This is a genomic window from Pseudobacter sp. (assembly GCF_051955275.1).
Lineage (GTDB): Bacteria > Bacteroidota > Bacteroidia > Chitinophagales > Chitinophagaceae > Pseudobacter.
The window spans coordinates 1-13098 of record NZ_JBQCGW010000114.1 but is presented as its reverse complement, the minus strand read 5'-3'; the positions used below and the strand labels follow the sequence as shown (position 1 = coordinate 13098).

Below are 13098 nucleotides of genomic sequence, written 5' to 3'. Positions count from 1 at the left end.
CGATAATTTCACAGATGCTGATGGCGATGGCCTCTCAGATAATGTGGATGCCGCTGTTGGTGTAGCCGGCTCAAACGGCCTCGGCCTTACTGATTTCGATGGAGACGGTATCCCCAATCAGTACGATCTCGATAGCGATAATGATGGTATCCCGGATATCCGTGAAGCGCTGGGTACAGATAATAACAATGATGGTAAAGTAGATAATACCACTGACTCTGATGGAGATGGTTTTGCTGATATCGTTGACCAGGATTCCAATAACGACAATGTGATGGACCCCGTACTCAAAGCCCTGCTCCGCACAGGTGCAGATACAAATGGTGATGGCAGGCCGGATTCTTATCCATACAAGAACCTCGACAGGGATGCACGTCCGAATCTCTACGACCTGGACAGTGACGGAGATGGTATCACGGATGTACGTGAAGCAGGTTTCCCCGATACTGATAATAACGGTCTTTCTGACGGCGCACGTGGAGCTACTACCGGATGGAGCACCACTATCGATGCAATTGTAACAACAACGGGCCTCTCACTGCGTAACAGCGATGTGGATGCTCCGGGCAATATCAACCCTGATTACCTGGATATCGATTCAGATAACGATGGTATTCCGGATAACCTGGAAGCGCCGCCTACCAATAACTATCAGTTACCACTCGGTATCGATTCAGATGGAGATGGTATCGATAACAGATATGATAATGTCAGTGGATTTGGTGGTAATGGTATTACACCTAATGACCAGGATGCGGATGGTATCCCTGATTATCGTGACAATGACTCCGATGGTGATGGTCAGGGCGATATTATAGAGGGGAATGACTTCAACGGTAATGGCAAGCCCGATGATCTGGTTACACTTACCAACCTCGATACTGATGCTGACGGACTGGATAACCGTTTCGATGCAGATAATGCATCTCCAAAAGGAACATCGCAGTTCCTGGGCTCATTCGGTTCTTTTACCGGAGATCCTGCTCCGGGCACACGTTCAACCTTGCAGAGTATGCATGTTGGGCAGCCGAACCGCGACTGGCGTTTCTCCAGTTCCGTGTTGCCGGTGAATATCCTGAGCTTTACCGGAAACCGTCAGGGAGAAATGGTAAAACTGAGCTGGCGCATTACATCTGACAAGCCTGTTACCGTTTTTATTGTAGAACGCAGCACAAATGCATCCAGCTTTATCAGGATCGCAGAAGTGCCTGGCAGTGCAGACCTGAACATGCCAACCAGCTTCGGGTACAATGATGATATCAGTACGGTGAATGCAACTGTTCTCTACTATCGTGTAACTGTAATAAGTCCTGCAAACGGAAATAAGACCACGCAGATCGTTACAGTAAAACGTCAGGGAGATAATCTGCTCAGCATAAATCCCAACCCTGCTACTACCAATGTAAGTATCAGTATGGGAATGAAACGTGATGGTGTGTTGGATATCCATGTACTGGATGCTGCAGGCAGAGTTGTGCTCAAGCAAAGGCAGCAGGTATATGCCGGCGCCAACAACTTCCCGCTGGAAGGTGTACACAGGCTGTCGGAAGGTGTATACAATGTGATGGTGAAATCAGGGGATGAAATACAATACAGGAAATTGATAATACAGCGATAAATTAGATTTTATTCTATGAGTAAGGGCTGGCCACGGGTCAGCCCTTTTGCTTAATCGGGGACCATTCGCCAGAGGCGAGCAGTGCTCTCCGATAGTATCGCTTTGTTGTATAGTTGAAATTTAATTCAGATGCCAGAATGCGGCATTGAGGGCAGTAGCAAAGCTTACCCAGAGCAGGTAAGGAATGTTCAGCCAGGCTGCAAGCGGTTTGAGCCGGTAAAATCTTACCAGCATCACCCAGATAAGTATCCAGAGAATTACGATATCCACCAGTGCTGCAGCAGGGTTGTGCAGATAGAAGAACAGGAAGCTCCAGGCAAAATTGCAGGCCAGTTGAAGCCCGAAAATAAAAAGTGCTTTTTCTTTCTGCGGGCTGGCCGGCAAGCGCCAGATTATGTAGAGTGAAATCCCCATCAGCACATACAGCACTGTCCACACCGGTCCGAATACGCTGTTAGGCGGAGCAAAAGATGGCCGCTGTAAGGTAGCATACCAGCTATCAACGGATTGCGCTGTAAACCAGCCGGCAATCAATCCCGTGGCAACGGGAATGGCTATCGAAATAATGAGTTTTACAATGGGTTTCATAATCGTATATATTAAAATATCCTGCCAGTTACCAGTTGAAGTAAAGGCTGATATTGCCTACCTCATGGCTTTTCACTCCTTTCACATATGCTGAGAATACCTTTTGGGTGAAAGATATACCGAAGTTGCCATGGCTCAGCACCAGTCCGTAATCCAGGGAGGCCGTGAACTTCTTTACAGCTGGAGTTACCACCTTGTATTTGTCCAGTATGATACCTCCCTGCAGGAGTGCATTGTAAGCAATGAACCGGGCAGCGGGCCTGGCAAACGCGTAAATCTGCCAGCGGCCATTTTTATTGGATTTGGGCGGAGTGCCGGTATGCGACATCAATCCTTTGAAATAGGGTTTCATCAGGCCGGTCCTCAGGATGGCATAGGCTTCCAGTCCGTCTGTCATGGAGCCCAGGTAGGCACGTCCTCCGCCTATCAGTTCCGCATACCCGAACCCGATGATCTGCTTTTCTGCCGCCAGTTCCAGGTTAAGCAGAATGTCGTTGGGCAGTTGGTATTCCCAGCCCTGGGGGATCTGGGTTCCGGTGAGGTTGTGCACCCAGGTCTGGATATGGCGTGCACCTGAAGCAGGGCCCATTACTCCCGCCAGGAATTTTGCCTGGAAGCTGAACTTTTTTTCCTGATTATAGGAGAAAGAGGAGAAATGGGCCAGCAGTGCGCTTGCATATGGATAATCATTATTGATAGGCGTATCTGATTTGAGGTTGTTGGGAGTGAACATCATATGTATGAGACCTGTTCCGAAAATGTTCACGGCATTGGGGCCGGCTTTGGGAGCCCAACGCTCCAGGAAGAACCCGGGTTTATTTCTTTCGTAAAAATAGTCAATGAAAGTACCGGCAGTGTAGGCTTTATCGGTTCCCTTACCACGTATATTGATGAAATCTTCATCCACTGAGATCCGGAACTGATGCCGGTATTCGCCCCTGGTCTGCGCAATTGCGCCGGAAGTGACCAGTAATGTGATCAGCAGGTACGTATAATAGATCCAATTCTTTTTCATCCTTTATTCCCATTTGGGATACCGGTTGAAAAATTATGCCAGGAGGAAGCTCTCGTGATGCCGTGCTGCTATTTTTCGCTGTCGTCTGACAGTTCGATCTTTTCATCCACTGCATTGGCGAGGAATGCCGAAGTCATTTTCTTCATTGGGTTCCTGTGTGCTTCAGCATACTCACTGCGTTGCTGGATGATATCAATGCATTCGTAGATGGCCGTGAGGAAGGAAGAATGATCTGCCCTGTTCTTCCCGGCGATATCGAAGGCTGTGCCATGGTCGGGAGAAGTTCTGATAGCGGGAAGACCGGCCGTGTAGTTCACGCCTTCTCCGATAGCGAGTGATTTGAACGGAATCAGGCCCTGATCGTGGTACATGGCCAGTACGGCGTCGAACTTTTCAAACTGGCGGCGTGCAAAGAATGCATCCGGGCTGAAAGGTCCAACCACCAGCATATTGCGTTTGGCTTCTTTGATGGCAGGTTTGATGATCTCTTCTTCTTCTTTCCCGATCAGTCCTTCATCACCTGCATGGGGGTTGAGGCCCAGCACGGCGATCTTAGGCTTATCGATACCAAAATCCTGGACCAGTGATTTGTGCAGGATATTCAATTTGGAAAGGATGTTTTCGCGGGTAACATGTTTGGCGGCTTCTGCAAGCGGCACATGCTCGCTGAGCAATGCCACCCTGAAATTGCCGGCAGTCATCAGCATTACCACGTCCTGCATGCCGAAGGCCTGTTTCAGGAATGGGGTATGGCCGGTATAGTTGAACTCTTCCGATTGAACGTTTTTCTTATGGATGGGGGCAGTTACCAGGCCCTGTATATGCTGCTCTTTCAGTGCCTTAACGGCCGCCATCAGGGAGCGGACTGCATATTTGCCTCCTACATCCGTGAGTTGTCCGGGCTGGATGTTCACATCCTCTTCCCAGCAGTTGAAGATATTGATCTGCTTGTGGTTGATCCGGGTGAAGTCCTTGATGTTCTGGTAATTGAAATTGGTATCAGGGATACCTTTGCGGTAAAAATTGATCACCTTGTTGGAGGTGAAGATAATGGGGGTGCACATTTCCAGTATCCGGTGGTCGGCAAAGGTCTTGATCACTAGTTCGGGGCCGATGCCATTCAGGTCGCCGATGGAGATGCCGATTACGGGTTTGTGTTGTTGTGCACTCATATTGAATAATTCAGGGGCCTAAATTACGTATTTTTGCTGCTCATGTATACACTTAAAAAATCCTTAGGGCAGCATTTTCTGAAGGATGAGAGCATCAGCCAGCGCATTGTGCAGTCTTTACAGGAAGTTCCGTTCACCCGATTGCTGGAAGTGGGGCCCGGCGGAGGCGCCCTGACAAAGTATCTGCTGGAGCTTCCGGAAGTGGATCTCCGCTGTGTGGAGCTGGATGATGAGAAGGTGGCCTGGCTCCTCAAGACCTACCCGGCCCTGAATAACAGGATCATCCACCAGAGCATCCTGGATATCGATCCTCCTTTTGACGGCCCCTTTACGGTAGTGGGTAATTTCCCTTATAATATTTCCACTGAAATACTTTTCAAAGTGCAGGCCTGGAAAGAGCAGGTACAGAGCATGGTGGGTATGTTCCAGAAAGAAGTGGCGCAGCGTGTGGCCGCAAAAGAAGGGAACAAGGTATATGGTGTAACCAGTGTGCTGATGCAGGCCTACTTCAAAGTAGACTATCTCTTTGAAGTGGATGAAGATGCCTTCAACCCTCCTCCAAAGGTGAAGAGCGCCGTGATCAGGATGACGCCACTGACGGAACCTGTGAAAATCAGGAGCGACAAACACCTGAGCCTGCTGGTGAAAACTGCGTTCAATCAGCGGCGTAAGACCCTGAGGAATGCCGTGAAGGGATTGTTTGAACCGGAAAAACTGCAGGACGATATTTTCAATAAACGCGCAGAACAATTGTCTGTAGCTGATTTTGCAGCACTGACATTCATAATGAGATAAAATGAAGAAAGCGATCATCACCGCAAAGGTGCATCCATACCTCATAGAACAACTTACGGTCAAAGGATATGATCCCGTGTATCTCCCGGCCATCACCTATGAAGAGCTTGGCGAAATGATTTCCGATGCAACAGGATTGATCATTACCACCAGGTTGAAAATAGATAAGCCCATGTTACAGAAAGCTGATCAGTTAAAATGGATCGGCAGGCTGGGGAGCGGCATGGAACTGATCGATGTGGGCTATGCGCAAAGCAGGGGCATCCAATGTGTGAGCAGCCCGGAAGGCAACCGGAATGCAGTGGCTGAACATGTGCTGGGCATGCTGCTCAACCTGATGAATAAGATCACGGTGAGCCAGCAGGAAGTGAGGGAATTCAAATGGATCCGTGATGCCAACCGGGGTACGGAGCTCAGCGGAAAAACAGTAGGCATTATCGGGTATGGAAATACGGGAAGCGCCTTTGCCAGACTGCTGGAACCTTTCGGGGTAACCGTACTGGCCCACGATAAATACAATGCAGGTTTTGCCAAAGGATTTATTCATGAAGCCAATGCTGAACAGGTGGCCCGTTATGCTGATGTGATCAGCATGCACCTGCCACTGACGGATGAAACTTTCCATTATGCCAACGATGCCTTTTTCCGGTCATTGAAGAATAAGCCATTCTTTATCAATGCCAGCAGGGGCAAAGTTCATGATACTCAGGCAGTGATCGAAGCCCTGAAAGCGGGCACCATCGCGGGTGCAGCACTTGATGTACTTGAAAATGAAAAGCTTGATCAGTACACTGAAAAGGAGAAGGAGCAGCTGCAATGGCTGAGTGCCCGGCCCGATGTAATAGTTACGCCACATATAGCCGGATACAGCCATGAGGCCTTCTACAAAATGGCTGCAGTGACGTTGGAAAAATTGAAATTGTAGGGGAAATCCATTATATTTGTGTTGAAACATAATAGTGCAACGCTTCAGCACCCACTGAGGCGTTGTTCTTTTTTTCTATTTTCGGAAGGGAACAAACCCTTCCTGCAAAAAGAAGGAGGTTACAATGAGTGTTTTGTATGTAAGCAAAGAAACACTGGAACAAATGAAAGAAGAGCTGCACCGTATGCGTACTACGGACAGACCTGCAGCTGCCAGGGCCATCGCGGAAGCCCGCGAGAAAGGTGACCTGAAAGAGAATGCCGAATACGATGCTGCCAAAGAGGCCCAGGGTATCCTGGAAGCCAAGCTCAAGAAACTGGAAAGTGATGTTGCCAGCGCCCGTGTGCTGGACGCTGATAATGTGGATACGAGTAAGGTGTCTATCCTTACAAAAGTTACACTCACTAATCTCAATACCAAGAAACAGCATACCTATCATATCGTTTCCGAAAAGGAAGCCGATCTGAAACAAGGTAAGATCTCTGTGACTTCTCCCATCGGGAAAGGCTTGCTGGGCAAGACTGTTGGCGATGTTGCCGAAGTTCAGGTGCCGGCAGGTATGGTGAAATTCAAAATACTGGATATCACAACTTAGAATAACAGCCCCGGTAACGGGGCTTTTTTTTGGAACTCATTGCTTAGTTTTGTTACATGACAATATTTTCAAAGATCATAGCCGGAGAAATCCCCTCCTACAAAATTGCGGAGAACGACAAGTTCTATGCATTCCTGGACATCTTTCCATTAACGGAAGGTCATGTACTGGTTGTACCGAAGATTGAAACGGATAAGTTCTTTGAAGTGCCGGACACCTATCTGGCCGAGATCCTGGTGTTTGCAAAACCCATTGCAAAGGCCATTGAGCAGTCGTTCCCCTGCAACCGTGTGGGAATGGCGGTAGTAGGGCTTGAAGTGCCGCATGCCCACCTGCACCTTGTACCCATCAATGATATTGATGATCTCAATTTCACGAAGGGAAAGATCAAGGTTTCACCTGAACAATTGAAAACAGCACAGGATAAGATCCTTGCTAACCTTCATGTATAACCGAAAATTATTTTGCCGGACGGATGCGTGAGGGGTTCTTTTTGATGAAGTCTTCCCATCCTTTCAGCACTTTGGCCTGGTTGCCCAGAATGGGTTTGTCCTGGAAGTGATGACAAACCGCTACGGCAAGTGCATCGGACATATCGTGTGTGTGGATCCAGGCGTCCTGGAGGCTGAGCATCTGCTGCAGCATTTTCCAGACCTGTTCTTTATCAGCGTTTCCATTGCCTGTGATCGATTGCTTCACTTTCTTGGGTGAGTATTCGTGCACCTCCAGCCCGGCCTGCATAGCAGCCGCAATGGCTACTCCCTGAGCCCTGCCCAGTTTCAACATGCTCTGTACGTTCTTGCCAAAGAATGGCGCTTCGATGGCGCAGTACTTTGGTTTGAATTCAAGTATCAGTGAGGTGATGGTTTCGTGGATCAGCTGCAGCCTTTCGAAATTGTCTTTTTTCGGGTTCAGCCGCAGCACGTTCATTTCAATCACTTTCACTACGGAGGGGGAGGCGGCAATAACGCTGTAACCCATCAGCAGTGTACCGGGGTCAATACCAAGAATTATTTTAGAACTGTTTTGCAAGGGAGTGCGGGGGATTCAATTAAATTGTAAAATCTGTTGTTACCACTGAACAAAAATATCAAATTAATCCTCAACTACGTGATCGGGCCGCTGGTGTTTTGCCTGCTGGCCTGGAGCATCTGGCGTCAGTTGAACCGTCAGCCGAACTGGGAAGAGTCGCTCCGGCAGATCACCCAGGCCTTTAACGGAACATATATCTGGAAATTCATCCTGGTCTGTTTCCTGATGCTGGTGAACTGGAGCATCGAGGCGCGGAAGTGGCAATTGGTGATCAGAAAACTCCAACCCATCAGCCTTTTCCAGTGTCTGAAGGCCATCTTTACGGGAACCACCATGGCTTTTTTTACGCCCAACCGTATCGGAGAGTATCTTGGACGCATTCTGTATATCAAGGAAGGCAAGAGGATCCAGGCCATTTCGCTTACCATCGTGTGCAGCATGGGGCAGTTACTGGTGACACTGGCAGCGGGTATTGCGGGGCTCATCTATTTGCGCGGCGTTATTTCGCATAACCATCCGGTAGATACTTCTTTATTGTTCTGGACAAATACCGTTTTATGGATTACCATCTCTGGCTGCATCGTTTTAACGTTGCTTTTTTTCAGGCTGGCATGGTTGGTGAAAGTGATAGAGATGGTCCCGAAACTGGGTAAAGTTGTTACTTATATCCGGGTTTTGGATTCCTTTAACGCAACTATCCTGTGGAGGTTATTGTCTTTGAGTATGGTGCGATACCTGGTTTTCATCGCACAATATTACCTGCTCTTTGATGTATTCAGCGTTGACCTGACATTTGCCGAGACTTTCGCCTCCATGTCAGTTGTGTTCCTGGTGCTGGCCGTTGTGCCCTCCATAGCCATGATTACGGATCTTGGGGTTAGGTGGAAGGCCAGTATTGAGCTGGTACAATTTTTTAGTACCAATATGGTAGGGGTGATGGCTACTTCGTTGTCTATATGGGTTATCAATCTGGTAATACCAGCCTTGATGGGAAGTTTGTTAATTTTAAGTATCCGCATATTCCGGAACAGACAGGAGATGTTATAAATTATTAATATATTTAACTGACGAGCTATACATGAAACTCTATAGAACCGGTATACTGGCATTATTGATTGTGGCCAGCTTCCCACTGGAAGCCGGCAATGGTTTCTGCAACCTGCGCAATTCAACTTTCGCAGCGGGCGAGCAAATCACTTTCAAGGTATTCTACACCGTGGTTGGAGCTTACTTCGGCGCAGGTGAAGCAACCTTCAATACCACATTGGAGCGGCTCAACAACAAGCCTGTTTACCATATTGTGGGTGATGGCAAAACCTATAGCTTCTACGACAAGTTCTTCAAGGTGCGCGATAAGTATGAAACATATGTGGATACAGCCACACTGCAGCCCTATCGCTTCATCCGTAACATAGATGAAGGAGGTTACAAGAAATATGAGCATGTGACCTTCAATAAAACCACCAATACCGCTGTTACCAATAATGGGGTATTCAAAACTCCCGAATGCGTTCAGGATGTTCTGAGTGCTATCTTCTACGCGCGTAATATCGATTTCAACAGTCTCAAAGTAAACGACAAGATCACCTTCAGCATGTTCCTGGATAATGAAGTATACGAAATGTATATCCGTTACCTGGGTAAGGAAACGGTAAAAACAAAGTACGGTAAGTTCCGCGCCATCAAGTTCAAGCCGTTGCTGATCAAAGGAACCATCTTTGAAGGCGGGGAGAAGATGACGGTTTGGGTGAGCGATGATGCCAACAGGATCCCTGTGAGGATTGAAAGCCCGATCTCAGTGGGTAGCGTAAAAGTGGATATGATCAGTTACAGGAACTTACGGCATAAGCTGAGCTCGCTGATCAGTTTGTAAAAATTTATACGAATAAATAATAAAAAAACGGAGCATCTCTTAATGGTGCTCCGTTTTTTTATCTGACAATAGTAAGTCATATATCACTCAATCTGAAAATATCTTTCTGGCGTATGCCCTTCTCCGTTATACCCAGTGTGCAGCATTCATTCAAAGGATCATGCTCAAAGAATAAGATATATTCTTTTTCCACCGCTTCTTTCAGGAATTTCTGTTTCTCATTCAGGGTAGTGAGCGGGAACATATCATAAGCCATCACATAAGGCAATGGAATATGTCCGATGCTCGGTAGCAGGTCTGCCATGAACACGATGGTGCTGCCTTTGTAACTGATCTGCGGCAGCATCATGGCATCTGTATGGCCGTATACATAGCGTATATTGATGCCTTCACCAAAGGCAATTCCATCAACGGGCTCGATGAATTTCAGCTGTCCGCTTTCATGTATGGGCAGGATATTGTCTTTCAGAAAGGATGCTTTCTCCCGTTCATTGGGTTGGGTTGCCCACTCCCAGTGCTGGAGGTTGCTCCAGAAGGTGGCGTTCTTAAAAGCAGGCACCAGTTTATCGTCTTCCCGTACAATGCTGCCACCACAGTGATCAAAGTGAAGGTGGGTGAGAAAAACATCGGTGATATCATCCCGGTGAAAACCGTGTTGTGCAAGGGATTTATCGAGGCTGTCATCACCATGCAGATGATAGTGCCCGAAGAATTTAGCGTCCTGTTTATTGCCGATGCCATTGTCTACCAGGATCAGTCTTTTCCCGTCTTCAATAAGAAGGCAACGCATGGCCCAGCTGCAGAGGTTCAGTTCGTCAGCAGGATTGAGTTTATTCCAGATGGTTTTTGGGACCACGCCGAACATGGCGCCTCCGTCGAGTTTGAAATTACCGGTATTGATCGTGTAGAGTTTCATGGCAATGATTAGTATCGTTTGTTATAGAATGGCGTTACTGAGCTTCTTTTGTTTCATCAGGGCGGAAATGAGCCAGATAAACCCGATGAAGAAGAATATGATGAGAGACAGCACTGAGTTCTTCATACCGCCGTGGTGTTTGGTGAGTTCTTCGATGAATCCGAAGGAGAACATACCGATCACGATGGCGATCTTTTCAGTGAGGTCATAATAGCTGAAGAAAGAGGCGGTATCTTTAGTTTCAGGCATCAGTTTGGAATACGTACTCCGGCTGAGGGATTGGATACCTCCCATTACCAGGCCCACCGCTACTGCAAGGCCATAGAAGAGATATTCAGGATCTCCGCCCTTCTCCTTCACTTCGGCAGTGAAGTAGGCGGCGATGCAGATGAGGATCCAGAAGAACACTACTCCCATCAGCACCTGGATATTTCCTACGCGGGCTGAAAGCCGCGCCATTCCCCAGGCTCCGAGGATGGCTACCAGCTGAATGATCACAGCGGTGAGGATCAGTTTGGTCTGATCGAGCTGGAGCAGTTTGGCGCCAAAGAGCGTGGCGGCGAGCATTACCGTCTGTACTCCCATGCTATAGAAAAAGAAGCCGCGGAGGAAACGTTTCAGTACAGGCAACTTTGTTATCTGCGCATATACTTTCTTCATTTCACGGAAACCTTCCGTGAGAATGCTTTTATCGTGTTGCTGATTGCTTGGGGTTGATTTGGGCAATCGTCTGAAAGTGATCTGTGCGAAACCGAACCACCAGATACCAACGATCAGGAATGTGTAGCGGGATGCCAAATCCTCTTTCCCGGGCATCAAAAGTATCAGCACAAAGCCAATGATCTGGCAGATCACGCTTCCTACATAACCAAATGAAAAACCACGTGCACTGATACGGTCCATATCCTTCGGTGCTGCAATTTCCGGTAGATAAGAGTTGTAGAATACGAGGCTTCCTGCGTAACCAATTGCAGCTAGCATAAAGAAGAATACGCCAAAGCCAACCGGCACTTCTTTTATATTGAAGAAGAACAGGGCGGAGCAGCCTATAGCCCCTATATAACAAAAGAAGCGCATGAACTGCTTCTTATTACCTCTGGTATCCGCAATGGAAGTGAGGATGGGATACATGAGGGCAATGACCAGGTAGGCCGCAGAAATGGAATAATCATATAATGACGTGTTTACAAATTCCCTGCCGAGGAATGGCACAGCATTGGCGCCGTATTCCGATGCAGTTACGGCCGCAAAATATATCGGGAAGAATGTAGTGGTAATAACCAGGTTGTACACTGAGTTGGCCCAGTCGTACATGGCCCAGCCATTAATGACTTTTTTGGATGCAGTTGTTTGCATGTTGCGAAGGTTGAGCGGTTATAGGGAAACAAGGGTGCGGTCCCTTACTAGCTGTGGATCACGCCTGAGAAGATCAGGATCAGCAATATGATACCGGCAATAATGCGGTACCATCCAAACAGGCGGAAGCCGTAGCGTTGCAGGAAGCCGATGAAAAATTTGATGGCGATCATCGCCACTACAAATGCAACGATATTTCCGGTGATGAAAGCGGTAAGGTTGTGGGAATCGTTCAGGATCATTTCATATCCTTTGGTTTCCACGCCATTCACTTTCCAGTCTTTCAGGAACAGGGAGTGCCCGGTAGCGGCGCACATGGTAGGCACAGCCAGGAAAAAAGAGAATTCTGCAGCCAGTCTCCTGGTCAGTTTCTGCTGCATACCACCAATGATGGAAGCTGCACTGCGGCTTACACCCGGCATCATGGCCAGGCATTGCCAGATACCGATGGTGAAGGCCTTTTTGTTGGAAATGGCTTCTTCCTGGTCAATGGTGTTCTTTGTGAACAGTTGATCGATGAACAGCAGGAAGATACCACCCACGAGCAAGGTAACACCAACGGTAGTGGGGCTTTCCAGCATTTCATCGATCTTATCGGAGAAGAGATACCCCAGCACGATGGCGGGGATCACGGCAATGATCAGCTTGAGATAGAACTGCCAGCGTTTGAAATCGAAGAACTTCTTGTAGTAAAGTACCACTACGGCCAGGATAGCGCCCAGCTGTACTGCCACTTCAAACAGTTTGGTGAACTCTTCTTTATGAATATCCATCAGGCTGCTGGCGATGATCATATGCCCGGTGGATGAAACAGGTAAATATTCGGTAATGCCTTCTACAATGGCAATGATGATTGCCTGGAATAAAGTCATTGTACGGATTTTACATTAAGCTTTCGGCTTGCGGAAGATGGCGAACACTTCAATACCCAGGCCTAACAGGATAAGAATCGGAGCGATAGTGATGCGTGTTGTGCTGTACACATCAGAATCCCTGAATACATTCGGATCTTCGCTTTTGCCACCTGACATCAGGATGATGCCCAGCACCATCACAGCGAGGCCTGCGAGGATCCACATATAATTCTCTTTACCGAAAAGATTACTGGTAGGGGTAGTTGTGCTTTTTGCTTTGATATCAGCCATTGTACAATGATTGAGTGTGCAATATAGGGGTTTTAGTACAGTTCGTCCAGTTTCATCTTCAGGTATTT

General features: G+C 47.7%; 15 protein-coding genes. 7 read left to right on the top strand and 8 right to left on the bottom strand.

Annotation, left to right across the window (positions count from 1 at the left end; translation table 11 throughout):
* On the top strand, positions 1-1618 hold a 1618-nt coding region (locus ACTHMC_RS09925; protein ID WP_440412956.1), incomplete at its 5' end, for a T9SS type A sorting domain-containing protein.
* A gap of 120 nt (positions 1619-1738) precedes the next feature.
* Here the strand turns inward: ACTHMC_RS09925 and ACTHMC_RS09920 are convergent.
* The 3 genes from ACTHMC_RS09920 to pdxA form a co-directional block, all read right to left on the bottom strand.
* Entirely contained in the window at positions 1739-2206 is a 468-nt protein-coding gene (locus ACTHMC_RS09920) for a TspO/MBR family protein (protein WP_440412955.1), read from the bottom strand.
* A gap of 28 nt (positions 2207-2234) precedes the next feature.
* Complete coding sequence (locus ACTHMC_RS09915; RefSeq protein ID WP_440412954.1) at positions 2235-3221, bottom strand: lipid A deacylase LpxR family protein; 987 nt, start codon at positions 3219-3221, stop codon at positions 2235-2237.
* Positions 3222-3289: 68 nt separating this feature from the next.
* Complete coding sequence (gene pdxA / locus ACTHMC_RS09910; protein ID WP_440412953.1) at positions 3290-4393, bottom strand: 4-hydroxythreonine-4-phosphate dehydrogenase PdxA; 1104 nt, start codon at positions 4391-4393, stop codon at positions 3290-3292.
* A gap of 42 nt (positions 4394-4435) precedes the next feature.
* Between pdxA and rsmA the strand changes: the two genes are divergently transcribed.
* The 4 genes from rsmA to ACTHMC_RS09890 all read left to right on the top strand — a co-directional run bounded on the left by rsmA (position 4436) and on the right by ACTHMC_RS09890 (position 7160).
* A complete protein-coding gene (rsmA, locus tag ACTHMC_RS09905) occupies positions 4436-5188 on the top strand; it encodes a 16S rRNA (adenine(1518)-N(6)/adenine(1519)-N(6))-dimethyltransferase RsmA (RefSeq protein ID WP_440412952.1) in 753 nt (250 codons plus the stop codon).
* 1 nt (position 5189) lies between these two features.
* A complete protein-coding gene (locus ACTHMC_RS09900; RefSeq protein WP_440412951.1) occupies positions 5190-6113 on the top strand; it encodes an NAD(P)-dependent oxidoreductase in 924 nt (307 codons plus the stop codon).
* Between the two features lie 124 nt (positions 6114-6237).
* Positions 6238-6708 carry a transcription elongation factor GreA gene (gene greA, locus ACTHMC_RS09895; protein ID WP_440412950.1) on the top strand — a complete coding sequence of 157 codons (471 nt, stop codon included), beginning with the start codon at positions 6238-6240 and terminating at the stop codon, positions 6706-6708.
* A gap of 56 nt (positions 6709-6764) precedes the next feature.
* The gene (locus ACTHMC_RS09890; RefSeq protein WP_440412949.1) at positions 6765-7160 is read left to right on the top strand and encodes an HIT family protein; all 396 of its coding nucleotides are present in this window, start codon (positions 6765-6767) and stop codon (positions 7158-7160) included.
* Positions 7161-7167: 7 nt separating this feature from the next.
* Here the strand turns inward: ACTHMC_RS09890 and ruvC are convergent, their stop codons facing one another.
* Complete coding sequence (gene ruvC, locus ACTHMC_RS09885; protein WP_440412948.1) at positions 7168-7740, bottom strand: crossover junction endodeoxyribonuclease RuvC; 573 nt, start codon at positions 7738-7740, stop codon at positions 7168-7170.
* A 36-nt stretch (positions 7741-7776) separates the two neighbouring features.
* Here ruvC and ACTHMC_RS09880 point away from each other — a divergent pair, with 36 nt between their 5' ends.
* Both ACTHMC_RS09880 and ACTHMC_RS09875 read left to right on the top strand, forming a co-directional pair.
* Positions 7777-8787, top strand: a complete 1011-nt coding sequence (locus ACTHMC_RS09880; protein WP_440412947.1) for a lysylphosphatidylglycerol synthase domain-containing protein — start codon at positions 7777-7779, stop codon at positions 8785-8787.
* Positions 8788-8818: 31 nt separating this feature from the next.
* Complete coding sequence (locus tag ACTHMC_RS09875) at positions 8819-9613, top strand: DUF3108 domain-containing protein (RefSeq protein WP_440412946.1); 795 nt, start codon at positions 8819-8821, stop codon at positions 9611-9613.
* A 76-nt stretch (positions 9614-9689) separates the two neighbouring features.
* On the opposite strand, the gene ACTHMC_RS09870 is transcribed toward ACTHMC_RS09875, so the two are convergent.
* From ACTHMC_RS09870 to ACTHMC_RS09855, 4 genes are read right to left on the bottom strand one after another with little or no spacing between them, the layout of a single operon-like run.
* Positions 9690-10529: an MBL fold metallo-hydrolase gene (locus ACTHMC_RS09870; RefSeq protein WP_440412945.1), complete on the bottom strand. Its 840-nt coding sequence runs from the start codon at positions 10527-10529 to the stop codon at positions 9690-9692.
* Between the two features lie 21 nt (positions 10530-10550).
* Positions 10551-11885 carry an MFS transporter gene (locus ACTHMC_RS09865; protein WP_440412944.1) on the bottom strand — a complete coding sequence of 445 codons (1335 nt, stop codon included), beginning with the start codon at positions 11883-11885 and terminating at the stop codon, positions 10551-10553.
* 47 nt (positions 11886-11932) lie between these two features.
* Positions 11933-12757 carry an undecaprenyl-diphosphate phosphatase gene (locus ACTHMC_RS09860; protein ID WP_440412943.1) on the bottom strand — a complete coding sequence of 275 codons (825 nt, stop codon included), beginning with the start codon at positions 12755-12757 and terminating at the stop codon, positions 11933-11935.
* A 15-nt stretch (positions 12758-12772) separates the two neighbouring features.
* Positions 12773-13030 carry a DUF3098 domain-containing protein gene (locus ACTHMC_RS09855; protein ID WP_440412942.1) on the bottom strand — a complete coding sequence of 86 codons (258 nt, stop codon included), beginning with the start codon at positions 13028-13030 and terminating at the stop codon, positions 12773-12775.
* Positions 13031-13098 lie beyond the last annotated feature (68 nt).

What these genes read in the sequence shown, in the direction of transcription:
- ACTHMC_RS09920 (WP_440412955.1), bottom strand. Translation starts at nt 2,206, where the DNA reads ATGAAACCCATTGTAAAACTCATTATTTCGATAGCCATTCCCGTTGCC.
- ACTHMC_RS09915 (WP_440412954.1), bottom strand. Translation starts at nt 3,221, where the DNA reads ATGAAAAAGAATTGGATCTATTATACGTACCTGCTGATCACATTACTG.
- pdxA (WP_440412953.1), bottom strand. Translation starts at nt 4,393, where the DNA reads ATGAGTGCACAACAACACAAACCCGTAATCGGCATCTCCATCGGCGAC.
- rsmA (WP_440412952.1), top strand. Translation starts at nt 4,436, where the DNA reads ATGTATACACTTAAAAAATCCTTAGGGCAGCATTTTCTGAAGGATGAG.
- ACTHMC_RS09900 (WP_440412951.1), top strand. Translation starts at nt 5,190, where the DNA reads ATGAAGAAAGCGATCATCACCGCAAAGGTGCATCCATACCTCATAGAA.
- greA (WP_440412950.1), top strand. Translation starts at nt 6,238, where the DNA reads ATGAGTGTTTTGTATGTAAGCAAAGAAACACTGGAACAAATGAAAGAA.
- ACTHMC_RS09890 (WP_440412949.1), top strand. Translation starts at nt 6,765, where the DNA reads ATGACAATATTTTCAAAGATCATAGCCGGAGAAATCCCCTCCTACAAA.
- ACTHMC_RS09875 (WP_440412946.1), top strand. Translation starts at nt 8,819, where the DNA reads ATGAAACTCTATAGAACCGGTATACTGGCATTATTGATTGTGGCCAGC.
- ACTHMC_RS09870 (WP_440412945.1), bottom strand. Translation starts at nt 10,529, where the DNA reads ATGAAACTCTACACGATCAATACCGGTAATTTCAAACTCGACGGAGGC.
- ACTHMC_RS09865 (WP_440412944.1), bottom strand. Translation starts at nt 11,885, where the DNA reads ATGCAAACAACTGCATCCAAAAAAGTCATTAATGGCTGGGCCATGTAC.
- ACTHMC_RS09860 (WP_440412943.1), bottom strand. Translation starts at nt 12,757, where the DNA reads ATGACTTTATTCCAGGCAATCATCATTGCCATTGTAGAAGGCATTACC.
- ACTHMC_RS09855 (WP_440412942.1), bottom strand. Translation starts at nt 13,030, where the DNA reads ATGGCTGATATCAAAGCAAAAAGCACAACTACCCCTACCAGTAATCTT.